The sequence below is a fragment of the Rhodococcus tukisamuensis NBRC 100609 genome (assembly GCF_001894985.1).
In the GTDB taxonomy this organism is placed as follows: domain Bacteria; phylum Actinomycetota; class Actinomycetes; order Mycobacteriales; family Mycobacteriaceae; genus Rhodococcus_G; species Rhodococcus_G tukisamuensis.
The window spans coordinates 61,690-79,359 of sequence record NZ_BCXG01000025.1 but is presented as its reverse complement, the minus strand read 5'-3'; the positions used below and the strand labels follow the sequence as shown (position 1 = coordinate 79,359).

Here is a 17,670-nt window from a genome sequence, read left to right as displayed (position 1 = left end):
GCCGGCGGGCCTCGACCCACATGTCAGCGCCGCCGCCTACGGCATCGTGGTCGAGGCGGTCACCAACGCGCGCCGGCACAGCGGCGCCGCCGGCGCCCGGGTGCGAGCGGAGGCCGCGGGCCGGCAGCTGACCGTCGTGGTGCGTGACGCCGGCACCGGCTTCGACCCGGGCCGGGCCGGCGGCGTCGGCACCCGGTCGATGCGCGAGCGCGCCAGCGAACTCGGCGGCACCCTGGTGATCGACCCGGTAGCGCCGCACGGCACCCGGGTGACCGCGCGGCTACCGTTGGCCGTGCCATGACCGTTCGCATAGCCGTCGTCGACGACCACCCCGTGTTCCGGCTCGGCATGTCGGCGTTGCTGTCCACCCTCGACGGCATCGAGGTGGCGGTGGACGCCAGTTCGGCCGCGGAGGCGGCGGCACTGGTGACCGGCGACGTGGACGTCGTGCTGATGGACCTCGAGCTGGGCGACGGCTCCGGTGTCGAGGCCACCCGGGAACTGCTGGCCCGGTACCCGGGGCTGAAGGTGCTGATGGTGACCATGCACGAGGACGACGACTCGATCGCCGCGTCGATGCGTGCCGGGGCCCGTGGCTATCTGGTCAAGGGTGCCGGTCCCGAAGAGGTCGAACGGGCGGTGCGGGCCGTTGCGCACGGCGAGGTGATTCTCGGAGCCGCCGTCGCGTCCCGCGCGCTGGGCATGATGGCGGCCTCGCGGACCCTGCCTCCGGCGGTGTTCCCGGAACTGACCGAGCGTGAACGCGAGGTGCTCGACCTGATCGCCGCCGGCCACGACAACACGACCATCTCCCGGCGGCTGGTGCTCAGCCCGAAGACGGTGCGCAACCACACCTCGAACATCCTGACCAAACTCGGTGTGGCGGACCGGTCCGCGGCGATCGTGCGGGCGCGGGACGCCGGCCTGGGCTGACCGGGGTGATCGGCACGGTCACACAGCGTGCTCGGTTCGGTACTAGTCCATTTTTTGGAACACGTTCTACGATTGTGTCGTCGAGGTGTCTACCTCGGGTCCGGCGCTGGGTAGGCGGCGCCAGGCGTGGAATTTGGACTGAACATCGCGAACCGCACGCACACACGCGCGCGGGGACGTGCACAGGAAGGAACACCTCACAGTGACCACAGAGGCATTCATTTATGAAGCCATCCGAACCCCGCGTGGCCGCGGCAAGAAGACCGGTTCGCTGCATTCGGTCAAGCCGATCTCGCTGGTCACGGGCCTGATCGACGAGCTGCGTGTGCGCTTCCCGGACCTCGACGAGGACCGCGTCTCCGACCTGATCCTCGGCGTGGTCTCCCCGCTCGGCGACCAGGGCATGGACATCGCCCGCATCGCGGCCACCGACGCAGGTCTGCCCGACACCGTCGGCGGCGTGCAGATCAACCGCTTCTGCGCCTCCGGCCTCGAGGCCGTGAACATGGCCGCGCAGAAGGTGCGTTCCGGCTGGGACGAGCTGGTCATCGCCGGCGGCGTCGAGTCGATGTCGCGCGTCAAGATGGGCAGCGACGGCGGCCCCTGGGTCAACGACCCGGCCACCAATTACGACAACTACGTTGTCCCGCAGGGCATCTCGTCCGACCTGATCGCCACCATCGAGGGCTTCAGCCGCGACGACGTCGACGCCTACGCGGTCCGTTCGCAGGACCTCGCGGCGAAGGCCTGGGCCGGCGGCTACTTCGCCAAGTCCGTCGTCCCGGTCAAGGACATGAACGGCATCACCATCCTCGACCACGACGAGCACATGCGTCCCGGCACCACGGTCGAGTCCCTGTCGAGCCTGGCCCCGGCCTTCGCGATGATCGGCGAGATGGGCGGCTTCGACGCCGTCGCCATGCAGAAGTACCACTTCGTGGAGAAGATCAACCACGTCCACCACGGCGGCAACAGCTCCGGCATCGTCGACGGCGCCGCACTGCTGCTGGTCGGTACCGAGCAGGCCGGCAAGGACATGGGGATGACCCCCCGGGCCCGCGTCGTCGCGACCGCCACCTCCGGTGCCGACTCGACCATCATGCTCACCGGCCCGACGCCGGCGGCCAAGAAGGCCCTCGCCGCAGCGGGTCTGACGATCGAGGACATGGACCTCGTCGAGATCAACGAGGCGTTCGCCTCCGTGGTGCTCAAGTTCCAGAAGGACATGAACATCCCGGACGAGAAGCTCAACGTCAACGGCGGCGCGATCGCCATGGGCCACCCGCTCGGCGCCACCGGCGCGATGATCACCGGCACCATGATCGACGAGCTCGAGCGCCGCAATGCCCGCTACGCACTGGTCACCCTGTGCATCGGCGGCGGCATGGGCGTGGCCACCATCATCGAGCGCGTCTGACGCGGCCCGGACTACCAGGAGACTTAGCAGTGAGCGAGCAGAACATCATCAACTGGGAGCAGGACGCCGACGGAATCGTCGTGCTCACCATCGACGACCCCAACCAGGGCGCGAACACCATGAACGCGGCCTACATCGCCTCGATGAAGGCCACCGTCGACCGGCTGTACGCGGAGAAGGACGCCATCACCGGTGTCGTCCTGACCTCCGGCAAGAAGACCTTCTTCGCCGGCGGCGACCTCAAGAACATGATCAAGGTCGGCCCCGAGAACGCCGAGGAGATCTTCAACCACAGCGTCGTCCTCAAGGCGGACCTGCGTCGCCTCGAGACCCTCGGCAAGCCCGTCGTCACCTGCATCAACGGTGCGGCCCTCGGTGGCGGCCTGGAGATCGCGCTGGCGACGCACCACCGCATCGCCGCGGACGTCAAGGGCGTCAAGATCGGCCTGCCCGAGGTCACCCTCGGCCTGCTGCCCGGTGGCGGCGGCGTGGTCCGTACCGTCCGCATGTTCGGCCTGATGCCGGCGCTGACCCAGATGCTGCTGCAGGGCCAGCAGCGCGGTCCGCAGCAGGCCAAGGAGGTCGGCCTGGTCGACGAGGTCGTCTCCTCAGTCGCGGAGCTCGTCCCCGCGGCGAAGGCGTGGATCAAGGCCAACCCCGAGTCCGGCGTGCAGCCCTGGGACGTCAAGGGCTACAAGATCCCCGGCGGCACCCCCGCCACCCCGGCGTTCGCGGCGAACCTGCCCGCCTTCCCGGCGAACCTGCGCAAGACCCTCAAGGGCGCGCCGATGGAGGCCCCGCGCGCGATCATGGCCGCCGCGGTCGAGGGCAGCCAGGTCGACATCGACAACGCGCTGACCATCGAGTCGCGCTACTTCACGTCGCTGGTCACCGGCCAGGTCGCGAAGAACATGATCCAGGCGTTCTTCTTCGACATGCAGGCGATCGGGTCGGGCGCCTCGCGTCCGAAGGACATCCCCAAGGGCGAGATCAAGAAGATCGGCGTGCTCGGCGCCGGCATGATGGGCGCGGGCATCGCGTACGTCTCCGCCAAGGCCGGCTTCGAGGTCGTGCTCAAGGACGTCACCATCGAGGCGGCGACCAAGGGCAAGGCGTACTCCGAGAAGATCGAGGCCAAAGCCCTCTCGCGCGGCAAGACCACGCAGGAGAAGTCGGACGCCCTGCTCGCGCGCATCACCCCGACCGCCGACGCCGCCGACTTCGCGGGCGTCGACTTCGTGGTCGAGGCCGTCTTCGAGTCGCCCGAGCTCAAGGCCAAGGTGTTCCAGGAGATCGAGGACATCGTCGAGCCCAACGCACTGCTGGGCTCGAACACCTCGACGCTGCCGATCACCGGTCTCGCGACCGGCGTCAAGCGCCAGGAAGACTTCATCGGTATCCACTTCTTCTCTCCCGTGGACAAGATGCCGCTGGTCGAGATCATCCGCGGTGAGAAGACCTCCGACGAGGCGCTGGCCCGGGTGTTCGACTTCGTCCAGGCGATCCGCAAGACCCCGATCGTGGTCAACGACTCGCGTGGGTTCTTCACCTCGCGCGTCATCGGCACCTTCATCAACGAGGCCATCGGCATGGTCGCCGAGGGCATCGAGCCGGCCACCATCGAGCAGGCAGGCATGCAGGCGGGCTACCCGGCGGCGCCGCTGCAGCTCTCGGACGAGCTGAACCTGACGCTGATGCAGAAGATCCGCGCGGAGTCCAAGGCCGCGGCGCTGGCGGAGGGCAAGGAACTGCCCGCCGACCCGGCCGGGGACGTCATCAACTTCCTCGTCGAGGGCAACGACCGCAAGGGTCGCCTCGGCGGTGCGGGCTTCTACGACTACACCGACGGCAAGCGCACCGGCCTGTGGCCGGGCCTGCGTGAGCAGTTCAACTCCGGCTCGAACCAGGCCCCGATCCAGGACCTGATCGAGCGGATGCTGTTCATCGAGGCCATCGAGACGCAGAAGTGCTTCGACGAGGGCGTCCTGATGACCAGCGCCGACGCCAACATCGGCTCGATCATGGGCATCGGCTTCCCGGCCTGGACCGGTGGCGTGCACCAGTACGTCGTCGGCTACAAGGGCGGCAAGGCCGGCTTCGTCAAGCGCGCCGAGGAGCTCGCCGCGAAGTACGGCGAGCGCTTCACCCCGCCGGCCTCCCTGAAGGCCTAGGCTCCAACCTCCTCGAGGCGTTTCCCATTCGGTCCGTCCGAGCGGGGAACGCCTCGAGGCGTTTCAGGGGTCCGCCGTACCCGCTCGAGGCCGATCTCCCGCTGTTCGAGCGAAACTCATCACGTTGGGGCCGGTGGCGAGGTACGATTTCCGGCCCGTCGGGGGCCATCACTACTCTCTCTTTGCATGATCGATTTTCAGAATGCCGCCTTCGCCAAGCTCGGCCCCGTCAGTCCGGCCGAACTTCACGGCGAGATCGCCCCACTCCTCGTCGAGGGCGAGCAGCTTCACCTCGCGTTCAAGGGGATCCGTGACAGCGTCGTGTTCACCAACAAACGGCTCATCGCGATCAATGTGCAGGGGCTGACGGGCAAGAAGAGGGACTACAGTTCGCTGCCCTACAACAAGATCCAGGCATGGAGTGTCGAGACGGCCGGTACCTTCGACCTCGACGCGGAACTGGAGATGTGGTTCAGCGGTTTGGGCAAGGTGCGCCTGGAGTTCAAGGGCAAGGTGGACATCCAGCACATCGGGCAGCTGATCGGTCACTTCGTTCTCTGACAGGCCGAAGTCCTCCGACCGAGGAAGGGGCCCTTCGTTCACCGGAACGAAGGGCCCCTTCCTGTGTCGACGCTTCTACCTAAGCCTTCCACCACGGGCGCAGGGGCAGGTTCGCCTCGCCCTTGGGTCCCAGCTTGACGGCCAGCACCTGGTGCAACTGGACGACGTTGCGTTCGAACCCGAGCCGCGAGCCCGCCATGTACAGGCCCCACACCTTCGCGGTGCCCTCGCCGACCTCGGCGACGCAGGCGTCCCAGTTGTCGACCAGGTTCCGGCACCAACCGGCCAGTGTCAGCGCGTAGTGCTCGCGGAGGTTCTCCTCGTGCCGCACCTCGAGGCCGACGTCCTGCATCTCGGTGATGATCCGGCCGGACCCGGTCAGCTCGCCGTCCGGGAACACGTACCGGTCGATGAATCCGCCGGCCCGCGCCGCGTGCTTGTTGTCGGGACGGGTGATGCAGTGGTTGAGCACCACCCCGCCCTCACGCAGCTTGTCCTTGATGAACCCGAAGTAGGCGGGGTAGTTGCCGACGCCGATGTGCTCGGTCAGCCCGATCGAGGAGACCGCGTCGAATCCGGTCTCGGTGACGTCCCGGTAGTCCGAGTGCCGCACCTCGGCGAGATCCGAGAGTCCTTCCTCGGCAATGGCTTTCTGGGCCCACTCGGCCTGCTCGGCCGAGAGGGTCACGCCGATCACCCGGACGCCGCGGCGGGCGGCGTACCGGACCATCGAACCCCAGCCGCAGCCGATGTCGAGCAGTCGGTCGCCAGCCTTGAGCCCGAGCTTGTCGAACACCAGCCGGTACTTGTTGTGCTGGGCGTCCTCGAGGGACTGGTCTGCGGACTCGTAGGCCGCGCAGGTGTACGTCATCGACGGCCCGAGCACGTGCTCGTAGAAGGCGTTGGAGACGTCGTAGTGGTGGTGGATCACCTCTGCGTCGCGAGTCTTGGAGTGCCGCAACCCTTCCGCGAACCGGCGCCAGCGCGGCAGGTGCTCCTGTGGCGGCGGGGCGATGGGGCGCAACAGGTCCCAGCCCAGGGAGCGGGTGATGGTGGCGAGGGTCAGCGCCGACGGGCGACGGAAGTGCATGTCGTCGCCCATCACCCGGAGCAGTTCGTAGGGGTCACCGGGGTGCACGCCGGTGGCCTCGAGGTCGCCGGAGACGTACGCCCGGGCCATGCCGAGGTCCCCGGGGGCGGTCGCCAGGTAGGTGGCGCCGCGCGGCGACTTGAGCGACAGGCCGTACTCGGCGTCGGTGGGTCCGGCGGCACTGCCGTCGTATGCGGTGAAACGCAGGGGGATGTCGCCGTCGGCGACGGTCTCGAGGATCTCGGCAATCGAGAGCTTCTGTGCGCCGTTGAGGTGTCCGATCGGGGTATGGGAATCCTTGTACGTGGTCACTTGCGTTGCACCGCCTTTGAATACAGGTCCAGTAGACGTGAATCGGGGTCGTAGCGTTGCTTGAGCTCGCGGAAGCGTTCGCCGCCGTAGAGGACGTCGAACTCCTCCTTGGTGTAGTAGGAGTCGGAGTACAGGGACTTGTGTCCCTCGAAGTCGCTGACCGTGTGCTCGATCAGCCGGTTCGCGGCGCCCTCGGGTTGGCCCGCGACGATCGGGACCGACGACCAGAAGCCGATGTTGACGTAGGTCCGTTTCGGTTCCAGCGGGTACAGCGGCCAGGGCCGCGCGGCCGAGGCCCCGGTGGGGCCGGGTTCGCGCAGTCGCAGCGGGCACAGCCACAGCGGCTCGATCGGGATCTCCCGCAGGAACCAGTGCACGAAGTCGGCAGTGCGCTCGATCGGCACCTCGACGTCCTGCACCACCCGCTCGCGCGGCGGGTTGCCCTTGCGTCGCTCGAGCCGGTCGCCGATGTCGTACTTCTGGTCGAGCGCGATCAGCTTCCAGTAGAAACTGCTGCGCCGGTAGCGTTTCGGCCACAACCGCCGGATCCGCGGGTGCTGCGCGCCGAACGCCCGCGAGCACCAGAACCAGTCGGTGTCCCAGCGCCACAGGTAGTCGTGGATGGTCAGCCGGTCGGTCTTCGGGTGGGTGGTGGACACGTGCTGCATCGACCGGTAGTAGATCTGCTGGCCGGTGTAGTCGCTGACCGGGCCGCGTTCGTCGGTCTGCGTGCCGAGCGTCAGGTAGCTCTCGGTCGCCGAGAACACAGTGCCGTCCAGGTAGTCGACCGCGATGCCGTCGTGGCTGCGCTCCGACGCGATCCGGTCCATCGCGGCCTGCAGCTCGGCGAGGTCGTCGAACCGTAGGTGCCGCAGCGCGACAAAGGGTTTGACCGGTTCGAGTGCGATTCGCAGCCGGGTGGAGTAGCCCAGGGTGCCGTACGAGTTGGGGAAGCCCCAGAACAGGTCCGCGTGGTCGCCGTCGGGCGTCGCGGTGACGATCTCGCCGCTGCCGGTCAGCACGTCGATCTCGAGCACCGACTCGTGCGGCAGCCCGTTGCGGAACGAGGTGGACTCGATGCCGAGGCCGGTGACCGCGCCGCCGAGGGTGATGGTCTTGAGCTGGGGGACGACCAGGGGCGCCAGGCCGTAGGGGAGGGTCGCGTCGACGAGGTCCTCGTACGTGCACATCCCGGCGACGTCGGCGGTGCGCGCCGCCGGGTCCACCGAGATCACCCCGGTCAGGCCGGAGACGTCGAGCCCGGGCGCCTCGCTCCGGGCGCGGGCCCGGAACAGGTTGGACGTCTTCTTCGCCAGTCGCACGGTGGCGTCCGGTGGGATGGCGTGGTAACTCGACAGCAGTCGTTGCACGCCTGCGCGGTGGGCCTGCGACCCGACCTCTCGCGGCGTGGATGATCGTCTGCTCAGTCCTTCGCGTAACGCACTCAGAGTGACAGCCACCCTTCGACGCTATCGCGCACCGCCGGACTCGGCGACCGGTGATTCGCGGTCGACCGGAAACGTCACGTAAACGTTGCGATTCGGTCGCGGACCGACCCGCCACGGCGTCCGGTTGTGATACCCCGCACACGCGACGGCAGAAGGTAGCCGGGGCATTCGGGACCGGGCACGATGGCGGGGGTCGGCGCACCGTCAGCGCCGGCTCAGCCTTAAGGAGATCCACAGTGGGACAGGTCAGCGCCAGCAGTTCGGTCGAGGTCACGGCGACGCCGGAGCAGGTGCTCGCGGCCCTTGCCGACTACGAGACGGTGCGTCCCCGCATCCTCACCGAGCAGTACCTGGACTACCGCGTGCTCGAGGGCGGCCAGGGTGCCGGCACGGTCGCGCAGTGGACGCTCAAGGCCACCGAGAAGCGTTCGCGCGACATCAAGGCGACCGTCGCCGTGGCAGGCAACACCGTCACGGAGACCGATGCCAACTCCAGCCTCGTCACCACCTGGACGGTCGCGCCGTCGGGATCCGGCACGACGGTCACCACCACCACCGCGTGGAAGGGCGCCGGCGGCGTCGGCGGCTTCTTCGAGCGCACCTTCGCGCCGCTGGGACTGCGGAAGATCCAGGGCGCGGTGCTGGCCAACCTGGCCCGCGAGGTCGGCTGACCGCTACCGCGGATCCAGGAAGTCGGCGACGCCGCGCGCCACGGCACCCGCGTAGCGGGCCCGGCCCGCGGCGTCGGTCATCGAGCGGGCCTCGTCGGCGTTGCGCATGTTGCCCAACTCCACCAGGACGGTGGGTCGCTGCGCCAGGTTGAGCCCGGCGAGGTCCTCGCGGGGCATCAGCCCGTCCTGTCCGACGTACGTCGACGGGACGAGGCCGGCCTCGCGCAGCGAGTCCCGGACGGCGCCGGCGAACGCCACGGACGGGCCGGCCTGCGTCGGGTTGAGCGGCGGCGCCGAGTAGCAGACGTGGAATCCGTGCTGGTCCGGCCCGGCGCCGTCGGCGTGCACGGACACCGCCGCGTCGACGCCCGCGGCGTTGGCGGCCTCGGCGCGGGCGTCCACGCACGGCCCGACCGCGGCGTCGTCCGGGCGGCTGAGCAGCACCCGGGCACCGAGCGCCTCGAGTTCGGCCCGGATCAGCGCGCTGACCTCCCAGGCGAAGGTGTGCTCGGGGTACCCGGCGTCGGTGCTGGTGCCGGTGGTCTGACAGTCCTTGGTGCCCCCGCGGCCGGTGGGGACCTGGTTTCCGGCCGAGGCGTCGTTGGCGCCGTTGTGTCCGGGGTCGAGGAACACCGTCCGGCCCGCGAGGATCGGCGTCGCCGGGGCGTCGACAGCGACGCTCGGCGCGTCCACACCGGCCGCGGCGGCGTCGTCGACCGGGATGGTGCACCCGGCGAGCACCGGCGCGGACGCGGCCAGGAGCAGCAGCGCCGTCAGCCGCCCCGTCGTCTGTCGCATCCGAACCACGCTAGCGGCAAGCGTCTACGCTGGCGGACAACACGCAGAAAGGACATCGACGTGCAGCCCGGTGGACAACCCGACATGCAGCAACTCCTCGCGCAGGCCCAGCAGATGCAGCAGCAGCTGATGGCCGCGCAGGCCGAGATCGCCAAGGAAGAGGTCACCGGCCAGGCCGGCGGCGGACTCGTCACGGCCACCGTCCGGGGGACCGGTGAGGTGGTGGCCCTGACGATCGACCCGAAGGTGGTCGACCCCGACGACGTCGAGACCCTGCAGGACCTGGTGATCGGGGCCATCGCGGATGCGGCGACGCAGGCGCAGGCGCTGGCGGCCGGCAAGCTCGGGCCGCTCGCGGGCGGCCTGCCCGGACTCCCCTTCTAGCGGCGCCCGGTGTACGAAGGTCCGGTTCAGGATCTGATCGACGAGCTCGGCAAGCTGCCGGGCGTCGGTCCCAAGAGCGCCCAGCGGATTGCCTTCCACCTGCTCAGCGTCGAGCCGACGGAGATCGACCGGCTGCAGAAGGCGCTGCAACGGGTGCGCGACGGGGTGCAGTTCTGTGAGGTCTGCGGCACGGTCTCCGACAAGGAGCGGTGCCGGATCTGCTCGGACTCCCGGCGCGACCGCACCATCATCTGCGTGGTCGAGGAGCCCAAGGACGTGCAGGCCGTCGAGCGCACCCGCGAGTTCAAGGGGCTGTACCACGTGCTCGGCGGCGCGCTGGACCCGCTCAGCGGCGTCGGTCCCGACCAGCTCCGGATCCGGGAATTGCTCGCGCGCATCGGCAACCAGGACGACGGTGTCGACGTCGCCGAGGTGATCATCGCGACCGACCCGAACACGGAGGGCGAGGCGACCGCGACCTACCTGGTGCGGATGCTGCGCGACTTCCCCGGACTGTCCGTCACCCGGCTGGCCTCGGGCCTGCCGATGGGCGGCGACCTCGAGTTCGCGGACGAGCTGACCCTCGGGCGCGCGCTGTCGGGCCGCCGCGCGATGTAGTTGCCGGGGGCGGCGGACCGACCTCCGCCGTCCCCGCCCGCACCGGCCGGGGCCGCGGCGTGCCGGCGGCAGGAATCGGGGTCAGGACGCGAAGTCTGGCCTCGCCGAGCGGGCGGACTCGCTGCGCCCCTTCGGCTCCTCCCACTCCTCCTGCCGCCCGAGGGCGGTGAGGTCCAGGAAGTAGTACGAGCCCCCGGTCGACTCCAGGCCGCGGGCGTACTGCGAGTAGGTGTGGAAGACGCGGTTGTCGACCCGGAGGAAGCAGCTCCGGCCCGGCATCTCGAACGGCTGCTCGGCGTCGAAGAAGTCCGAGCCCATCGCCTCGAACTCCGCCCGGCTGCGGAAGTTGTACCGCCCCGGCGTCACCGACTCGTCGATCGTCACCCCGAAGTCGTAGTTGAAGTCGGTGCGCAGCGAGGAGTACCACGGCAGGTCCCAGCCCTTCGCGGCCTTGTAGCGCTCCAGCTTCGCCAGCGGCGCCCTCGACACCAGCACGTAGCTGGTGTCCCGCACGTGCAGGTGCCTGACGAAGCCGGGGGAGAGCTCGTCGGTGCCCGCGGTGCAGCTCGGGCAGCCCTCGTCCCAGGACGGGTCGAACATGAAGTGGTAGACGATCAGTTGCCGACGGCCGTCGAACAGGTCGATCAGGCGCGCCGGGCCGTTCGGGCCGTCGAAGAGGTAGTCCTTCTCGACCTCGACCATCGGCAGGTTGCGCCGCTGCGTGTTCAGCGCGTCCCGCGCCTTGGTCAGGGCCTTCTCCGCGGCGAGCAGTTCCTCGCGGGCGGCCAGCCATTCGTCTCGGGTTCCGATCCTCGGAAGCGGCATCGCATCTCCTGAAGTTCGAGTCCAGCGCGCGGGTCCGCGCACGGCGGCCGGACAGGCCGCCTACAAAGGTCGACCCGGCGCGGCGCGGAAACTCATCGGCCGGGATTGGGAGACACGTCCTAGGCCTCGGGGTCCGCGGCGTCGGCCGAGGTCTCGGCGGGGTACATGGTCTGGCGCAGTGAGCTCACCAGGTGCGCCATCGCCGGCGAGGGCTCGCCGCCGCTGCGGACGACGCCGCAGACCGGCACGCGGAGCCGTCCGCGGGCCTCGCGCATCACGCTCAGGCCGGTCCGGGTGACGTCGGTGACCGTGCTGGCGTAGAGCACCGTCCAGGCCCGGGGGTTGGTGAGCAGGTCGAGGGTGGCCCGGTGGTCGCGCGCGATCGGCGGGCCGAGCTGCACCCGCCGCCCCACCTCCACGAACGCGTCCTCGACCACCGAGTGCAGCAGGACCTGACTGTGGCGCGGCGGCAGCAGCAACGGGTACGGGGCCAGCTCGCCGAGCTCGACTGTGGAGAAGGCGGACAGCGGATGCTGGCTCGACGTCACGATCACCAGGTCCTCGATGCCCAGCTGGACGATCTCGAGGCCCGGTCGGTCGACGTCCCCGCGGATCAGCGCGAGGTCGGCGTCACCGGCCGCGACGGCGTCGATGCGGTCCGCGAAGCTCTTGATCACGAACTCGATGTCGACGTCCGGGTGCCGTTCGCGGACGCGGGCGATGGCGTCGAGGCTCTGCGGCGCGAAACTCATGTTCGCGGTGATCCGGATCCTGTTGCGGGGCTCGCGCGCGACGGCGAACGCCTGGCTCTCGAGGCTCAGCACCTGCTGCGCGATCGGCACCAGCCGGGCACCCGCGGTGGTGAGCCGGACGACCCGCGTGGACCGTTCGAACAGCGAGGCGCCCAGTTCCCCCTCGAGCCGGGTGATCTGGTGGCTGATCGCCGACTGCGAGATGAAGCAGCGTTGCGCGGCGCGGCTGAAGTTCAGTTCCTCGCTGACCGCGAGGAAGTAACGCAGTTGCCGGAAGTCCATGCCCTCATCCTACTTATGAGCAATCCAGATAACTGTTCTCCGAATATCCCAGTTGGGTGGCCAAACCGGGCCCGGAATCCTTAGCGTGGCTGTCATACATCTGATCGAGCTGGAGGTTTTCGTGAGCGAGGCAGGCATGGACCGCACTGAGGTTGTCATCGTGGGCTCGGGCTTCGGTGCCCTCGCCACGGCCAAGAAGCTGGCCAAGGCCGGCACGCCGTTCGTCCTCATCTCCGAGACCACCGAGCACCTCTTCCAGCCCCTGCTCTACCAGGTTGCCACCGGCGTGCTCTCCGCCGGCGAGATCGCCCCCTCGGTCCGTTCGATCCTCGCGAAGTACCCGAACGCCGACGTCCGGCTGGGCCGGGTCGTCGATGTGCGACCCGACGACCAGGAGCTCGACTACCTGGCGGGCGGCGTGCGCCACACGATCGCGTACCGCTCGCTGGTCGCGGCGACCGGGGCGCGGCAGTCGTACTTCGGCCGCGACGAGTTCGCGAAGGTCACCTACGCACTCAAGACCGTCGACGATGCCGAGCGGCTGCGCTCGCAGATCGTGCGCTGCTTCGAGGAGGCGCACACCACCGCCGACCCGGAGCGCCGCAAGAACCTGCTCAGCTTCATCGTCATCGGTGCCGGCGCGACCGGCGTCGAGCTGGCCGGCCAGATCAAGGAGCTCGCGGGCCGCTACTTCGAGCAGTCGATCCGCGGCATCACCGCCGCCGACGTCACCGTCACCCTGGTCGAGGGCGCCGGTGTGGCGCTGCCCGCGTACGGCGGCAAGCTCAGCGAGTACACCAAGGTGTCGCTGGAGAAGTCGGGCGTCGAGGTGGTGCTGAACACCCTCGTCACCGACATCGACGAGCACGGCGCGACCTTCAAGGCGCACGGCAGCGAGGCCGGCGAGCGGCGCACCGCCGAGACGATCATCTGGTCGGCGGGCGTGCAGGCCAACGACTTCGCCTCGGTGCTCGCCGAGCGCACCGGCTGCGAGACCGACCGCGCCGGGCGCCTCCTGGTCAACCAGGACCTGACCGTCGGCGGCCGCGCCGACATCTTCGCGATCGGCGACATGACCTCGCTGAACAACCTGCCGGGCCAGTCGCCCGTGGCGATGCAGGGCGGACGGCACGTCGCCCGCACGATCCTCGGCAAGACCCCCCGCGGCACCGCATTCAAGTTCCGCGACAAGGGCAGCATGGCGATCATCAACCGCTTCCGCGCGGTGACCAAGGTGAAGAAGATCGAGCTCACCGGCGCCCTGGCCTGGGTGCTGTGGCTGGTCGTGCACATGATGTACCTGGTCGGCTTCCGCAACCGGTACATCGCGGTGATGTCGTGGTTCGGTTCGTTCCTGGGGCACCGCCGCCCGCACTTCTACTACGCGCAGAAGGCCGGCGCGACGGAGACGGCGCTGCCGGAGTCGGTCGAGACCGAGCCGATCAAGACCGAGCTGATCAAGACCGAGGTGCAGGCAGAGAAGCGGGTGCCGGTCTCCGTCTCCTGATCGCCGGCGGCCGCGCCGCCTGATCTCGACGGTGCCGGACGCCGGGCGAGTGGCGGTGCCCGGGCGTAGGTTTGGGGTCGCACCCTTTCCTTCGCACCACTCGGCCCAAGGAGACATTCGTGCCTGATCACCAGCCACTTGCCGGCGCACCCTGCTGGATCGACCTCACCAGCTCGGATCCGGAACAGGTCAAACCCTTCTACAGTGGCCTGTTCGGCTGGGCCGCGGACTCCAACGAGGACCCGCAGTACGGCGGGTACGCCATCTTCAGCAAGGACGGCAAGCCCATCGCCGGGCTCGGTCCGCAGCAGGAGGGCAACCCGTACGGCAACGTGTGGACGATCTACCTGAAGTCCGGGGACGCCGCCGCGACCGCGGACACGGCGGCCGCCACCGGCGGACAGGTCCTGATGCCGGCGATGCAGGTCGGGCCGCAGGGCACCATGGCAATCCTCGCCGACCCGGCCGGCGCGGTGATCGGCGTCTGGCAGCCCGACCAGCACCAGGGCTTCAGTCTGGTGGACGAGCCCGGTGCGCCGGTGTGGTTCGAGACCCTCTCCCGCAGCTACACGGACGCGCTGCCGTTCTACGAGAAGGTGTTCGGCTGGAGCTACACCCCGATCGGGGACACCGACGAATTCCGCTACTCGCAGGCGATGATCGGCAAGCAGATGGTGGCCGGGGTGATGGACGCGGACGGATTCCTGCCCGAAGGCGCGCCCTCGTTCTGGCAGTTCTACGTCGGCGTCGACGACCTGGACGCCGCGCTCGCCAAGGTCACCGAGCTCGGCGGCCGCATCCTGCGCCCCGCCGAGGACACGCCGTTCGGCAAGCTCGCCGCCGTCGCCGACCCGCTCGGTGCGGCATTCCAGATCGCGATGATCGCGGAGTCCTGACCGCGACGCGCCTAGCCTCCGTCCGGCGTCGCCGCGCGGCGGCGTCGGGCTGGGCAGCGCCCGTGGAAGTGGGCCGGTCGCACCCGAAAAATCTGACAGAAATGCTGGTCAGGGCTATTGCGCGGGTGCGGTGGCGGGCGTACCGTCAGTGGTGCGGATCAGGAAAAGCAGACCGGTAACGGTCGGAAATCTTGAGAAGCAGAGATCCGGCCGAGGATGCGATTAATCGCTACATCCCCGGCCGAACCCCTGTCTGGGGTCGTTCAGGATTTGCGGGCTCTTGTGTATTCGGTCCGCACGTCGACTGCGGGCACAGCGGCTACATCTGCTCGGTGAGCGTGGCGAGGCCGTCGCCGGACAGGTCGGCCAGCGCGACGTCGCGGCCGGTCATCGCCATCAGCAACGAGAGCATCGGGCCGGTGACCTCCGGCCCGGAACCGGTCGACCAGTCGACGTCGGTCGCGCGCAGCATCACACCGGCGATCCGGCTCTTGGTGCCGATCAGCAGGTTCGAGCCCTTGTAGAAGTCGGCCACCCGGAGCACATCGTCCGCCGGGTAGGTGTGCGCGATGCCGAGCGGCCGTCGGATGTCCTCGGCATGCACGATCGTCTCGCCGAGCCAGGAGTCGACGGGGCCGGGCGGCGACGACGTGGACCCCTGCACGGACCGGAACTCCGCGAGCGTGTCAGCGGGGGTGCCCGCGGTCTCGCGGGCGATGTTCTTGGCCGTGAACGACTCGAAGCGGAACCCGGTCCCGAACATACCGAGGACGAACTTGGCCGGGGTCATCTTCGCGGTCGCGGTCATGTGACCCAGCGTCTCCCACACCGACCACCCGCGGCACAGCGACGGCGTGGACCACTGGTCCTCACGCAGGGACGCGAGGTCGTCGGCCAGGGCGCCGCGCTCGGCGTGGATCGCGGGCCACGGGCTTGCAGCAGGCATCTGTCCTCCCGGGACGAGGTGTACCCCTCACTGGAGCTGAAGCTACACCCGTCGCCGCGCCGCCGTCAGCGACCGACCGCGAGCCGTTCCCGGCGCAGCCGGTCCACCTCGTCGAGCTGCAGCGGTGCCAGCGCGTCCACACCCGTGGCACGGGCCAGCAGCAGGTCCGCCAGTTCCGGGTTCCGGGCCAGCACCGGGCCGTGCATGTAGGTGCTGACCACCGAGCCCTGCACCACGCCCTCGAGTCCGTCGCCGACGCCGTTGCCGACGCCGTGGGTGACGCGGCCGAGTGCCGTCGCGTCGGGGCCGAGAGTCGTTCCGCCGCGGTGGTTCTCGAACCCGGTCAGCGGCTGCGTCAACCCGTCGAGCAGCGGCCGGGTGATCACCTCGCCGATCGACCGGGTGGCCTGCGGCGACGTGGTGACGTCCAGCATCGACACGCCCTCGACGCGGTCGCCGCCGGAGGTCTCGTACCAGTGCCCGAGCACCTGGATGGCCGCGCAGATCGCCAGCACCGGCGCGCCGCGCTCGGCGGCCTTCTGCAGCCCCGGGTACCGGGCCAGGTGCCGCGTGGCGAGCCGCTGCGCCGCGTCCTCCGCGCCGCCGAGGGTGTACACGTCCAGCGAGTCCGGCACCGGGTCGGACAGCGTGATCTCCACGATCTCCGCGTCCAGGCCGCGCATCCGCAGTCGTTGCCGCAGGATCAGGGCGTTGCCGCTGTCGCCGTAGGTGCCCATCACGTCGGGCAGCACCAGGCCGATCCGCACCGTCGACTCAGACATCCTTGTCCTCCTTGGCGATGGCGGTGTTCAGGTCGCGGAACGCGGTGTAGTTCGCGAGCACCTCGACTCGGCCCGGCGGGCAGGACGCGATGGCGCGCAACGGGTCCGGCTCCAGCGTGTGCTCCACGCCGGCATAGGTCAGGCGCACCGCGAGGTCGGTGGCGCGTTCGCCCGCGGCAACCACCTTGACGCCTTCGAAGTGCTCGAAGCGCACGTCCCAGAGCCAGGACAGGTCCTCGCCGTCCGGAACCTGGCCGTTGACCGCGATGACCAGGCCGTCGACGTCGGGGTCGATCATCGACAGGGCCTCCTGCCAGCCCGCCGGGTTCTTGGCGAGCAGCATCCGCAGCGAGTGCGGGCCCACCTGCACCGCGGCGTACCGGCCGGCGATCTCGCGGACCGCGGATGCGGCGGCGACGGCGTCGGCCGGGGCCGCGCCCATCGTCACCGCGGCGGCCACGGCCTGGGCGGCATTGCCGCGGTTGGCCTTTCCGGGTAGGGCCAGCGTCATCGGCAGGACCAGGCCGTCCGGGCCGTAGAGGTTCTCGTCGTCGAGCCACCACTGGGGGGTGGGCCGCTCGAAGTCGGTGCCGGTGCTGCGCCAGTGGTTGTAGGCGATGCCCGTCGCGTCGCCCGTGCGTTCCTCCCAGACGATGGGCTCACCGCTGCGCGGGCAGCTCACCGAGTCCCCGGCCCAGCCGCCGCCCGCCGCCACCCACACCACGTTCGGCGCGTCGTAGGCGGCGGACGCGACCAGCACGTCGTCGCAGTTGGCGATGACGACGGCGCCGTGGTGGCGGGCCAGCCCGGCCCGCAGCTTGCGCTCGATCATGTTGATCTCGCCGACCCGGTCGAGCTGGTCGCGGCTGAGGTTCAGCAGCACCACTGCGTCCGGGTTCAGTGCGTCGCTCACGTGGGGGACGTGCAGCTCGTCGACCTCGATTGCGGCCAGCGGCGCGTCCACGTGGACGCTCAGCGCGGCGACGATGCCGGCGTCCATGTTGGCGCCGTCGGCCTGGGTGGCGACGTCGTCGACGGTGGCGAGCGCAGCCGCGGTCATCCGGGTGGTGGTGGACTTGCCGTTGGTGCCGGTGATCAGCACCGTCCGCTTACCGCTGCCGAGCTGCGACATCAGGGTCGGGTCGATCTTGAGCGCGATCAACCCGCCGATCATCGAACCCTTGCCCCGGCCGGCCTTCTGCGAGGCCCAGGACGCGGCCGCGGCGGCGCGCAGTGCGAGCCGGCCGCGCACGGAGAACCGAGTGCGCTGGCGGGTC

Annotated in this window: 18 protein-coding genes; 10 read left to right on the top strand and 8 right to left on the bottom strand. The window is 69.5% G+C overall.

Going from position 1 to position 17,670, the window contains the following annotated elements; translation table 11 throughout:
• From RT2_RS20640 to RT2_RS20620, 5 genes are all read left to right on the top strand, one after another.
• On the top strand, nucleotides 1–301 hold a 301-nt coding region (locus tag RT2_RS20640; RefSeq protein WP_371851189.1), incomplete at its 5' end, for a sensor histidine kinase.
• Nucleotides 298–933, top strand: a complete 636-nt coding sequence (locus RT2_RS20635; RefSeq protein ID WP_072846675.1) for a response regulator — start codon at nucleotides 298–300, stop codon at nucleotides 931–933. The genes RT2_RS20640 and RT2_RS20635, both read left to right, overlap by 4 nt.
• 202 nt (nucleotides 934–1,135) lie before the next feature.
• On the top strand, nucleotides 1,136–2,350 hold the full coding sequence (locus RT2_RS20630; protein ID WP_072846674.1) for an acetyl-CoA C-acetyltransferase: 1,215 nt from the start codon (nucleotides 1,136–1,138) through the stop codon (nucleotides 2,348–2,350).
• Nucleotides 2,351–2,379: 29 nt separating this feature from the next.
• Nucleotides 2,380–4,521: a 3-hydroxyacyl-CoA dehydrogenase NAD-binding domain-containing protein gene (locus RT2_RS20625; protein ID WP_072846673.1), complete on the top strand. Its 2,142-nt coding sequence runs from the start codon at nucleotides 2,380–2,382 to the stop codon at nucleotides 4,519–4,521.
• Nucleotides 4,522–4,707: 186 nt separating this feature from the next.
• Entirely contained in the window at nucleotides 4,708–5,082 is a 375-nt protein-coding gene (locus RT2_RS20620) for a PH domain-containing protein (RefSeq protein WP_072846672.1), read from the top strand.
• A gap of 79 nt (nucleotides 5,083–5,161) precedes the next feature.
• Here the strand turns inward: RT2_RS20620 and RT2_RS20615 are convergent, their stop codons facing one another.
• Both RT2_RS20615 and RT2_RS20610 read right to left on the bottom strand, forming a co-directional pair.
• Nucleotides 5,162–6,484 (bottom strand): class I SAM-dependent methyltransferase, encoded by a 1,323-nt coding sequence (locus tag RT2_RS20615; RefSeq protein WP_072846671.1) that lies wholly within the window; start codon nucleotides 6,482–6,484, stop codon nucleotides 5,162–5,164.
• Nucleotides 6,481–7,911, bottom strand: coding sequence for an FAD-binding oxidoreductase (locus RT2_RS20610; protein ID WP_072846683.1), 1,431 nt, complete (start codon nucleotides 7,909–7,911; stop codon nucleotides 6,481–6,483). The genes RT2_RS20615 and RT2_RS20610 overlap by 4 nt, the downstream gene beginning before the upstream one ends.
• 257 nt (nucleotides 7,912–8,168) lie before the next feature.
• Here RT2_RS20610 and RT2_RS20605 point away from each other — a divergent pair, with 257 nt between their 5' ends.
• On the top strand, nucleotides 8,169–8,603 hold the full coding sequence (locus RT2_RS20605) for an SRPBCC family protein (protein WP_072846670.1): 435 nt from the start codon (nucleotides 8,169–8,171) through the stop codon (nucleotides 8,601–8,603).
• A 3-nt stretch (nucleotides 8,604–8,606) separates the two neighbouring features.
• On the opposite strand, the gene RT2_RS20600 is transcribed toward RT2_RS20605, so the two are convergent.
• Complete coding sequence (locus RT2_RS20600) at nucleotides 8,607–9,401, bottom strand: Rv3717 family N-acetylmuramoyl-L-alanine amidase (protein ID WP_072846669.1); 795 nt, start codon at nucleotides 9,399–9,401, stop codon at nucleotides 8,607–8,609.
• Between the two features lie 84 nt (nucleotides 9,402–9,485).
• Between RT2_RS20600 and RT2_RS20595 the strand changes: the two genes are divergently transcribed.
• Together RT2_RS20595 and recR are read left to right on the top strand one after the other, a co-directional pair.
• On the top strand, nucleotides 9,486–9,785 hold the full coding sequence (locus RT2_RS20595) for a YbaB/EbfC family nucleoid-associated protein (protein WP_217635565.1): 300 nt from the start codon (nucleotides 9,486–9,488) through the stop codon (nucleotides 9,783–9,785).
• A 9-nt stretch (nucleotides 9,786–9,794) separates the two neighbouring features.
• Entirely contained in the window at nucleotides 9,795–10,403 is a 609-nt protein-coding gene (gene recR, locus RT2_RS20590) for a recombination mediator RecR (RefSeq protein WP_072846667.1), read from the top strand.
• Between the two features lie 81 nt (nucleotides 10,404–10,484).
• Here the strand turns inward: recR and RT2_RS20585 are convergent, their stop codons facing one another.
• Nucleotides 10,485–11,228 (bottom strand): DUF899 domain-containing protein, encoded by a 744-nt coding sequence (locus tag RT2_RS20585; RefSeq protein WP_072846666.1) that lies wholly within the window; start codon nucleotides 11,226–11,228, stop codon nucleotides 10,485–10,487.
• 119 nt (nucleotides 11,229–11,347) lie between these two features.
• Entirely contained in the window at nucleotides 11,348–12,262 is a 915-nt protein-coding gene (locus RT2_RS20580) for a LysR family transcriptional regulator (RefSeq protein ID WP_072846665.1), read from the bottom strand.
• Between the two features lie 136 nt (nucleotides 12,263–12,398).
• Between RT2_RS20580 and RT2_RS20575 the strand changes: the two genes are divergently transcribed.
• Nucleotides 12,399–13,769: an NAD(P)/FAD-dependent oxidoreductase gene (locus RT2_RS20575; RefSeq protein WP_072846664.1), complete on the top strand. Its 1,371-nt coding sequence runs from the start codon at nucleotides 12,399–12,401 to the stop codon at nucleotides 13,767–13,769.
• A 119-nt stretch (nucleotides 13,770–13,888) separates the two neighbouring features.
• Nucleotides 13,889–14,665, top strand: coding sequence for a VOC family protein (locus RT2_RS20570; RefSeq protein ID WP_072846663.1), 777 nt, complete (start codon nucleotides 13,889–13,891; stop codon nucleotides 14,663–14,665).
• A 319-nt stretch (nucleotides 14,666–14,984) separates the two neighbouring features.
• On the opposite strand, the gene RT2_RS20565 is transcribed toward RT2_RS20570, so the two are convergent.
• The 3 genes from RT2_RS20565 to RT2_RS20555 all read right to left on the bottom strand — a co-directional run bounded on the left by RT2_RS20565 (nucleotide 14,985) and on the right by RT2_RS20555 (nucleotide 17,645).
• Nucleotides 14,985–15,611: a maleylpyruvate isomerase family mycothiol-dependent enzyme gene (locus RT2_RS20565; RefSeq protein ID WP_072846662.1), complete on the bottom strand. Its 627-nt coding sequence runs from the start codon at nucleotides 15,609–15,611 to the stop codon at nucleotides 14,985–14,987.
• Nucleotides 15,612–15,676: 65 nt separating this feature from the next.
• Complete coding sequence (locus tag RT2_RS20560) at nucleotides 15,677–16,393, bottom strand: type 1 glutamine amidotransferase (RefSeq protein WP_072846661.1); 717 nt, start codon at nucleotides 16,391–16,393, stop codon at nucleotides 15,677–15,679.
• Complete coding sequence (locus RT2_RS20555) at nucleotides 16,386–17,645, bottom strand: MurT ligase domain-containing protein (RefSeq protein ID WP_245709102.1); 1,260 nt, start codon at nucleotides 17,643–17,645, stop codon at nucleotides 16,386–16,388. The genes RT2_RS20560 and RT2_RS20555 overlap by 8 nt, the downstream gene beginning before the upstream one ends.
• Nucleotides 17,646–17,670 lie beyond the last annotated feature (25 nt).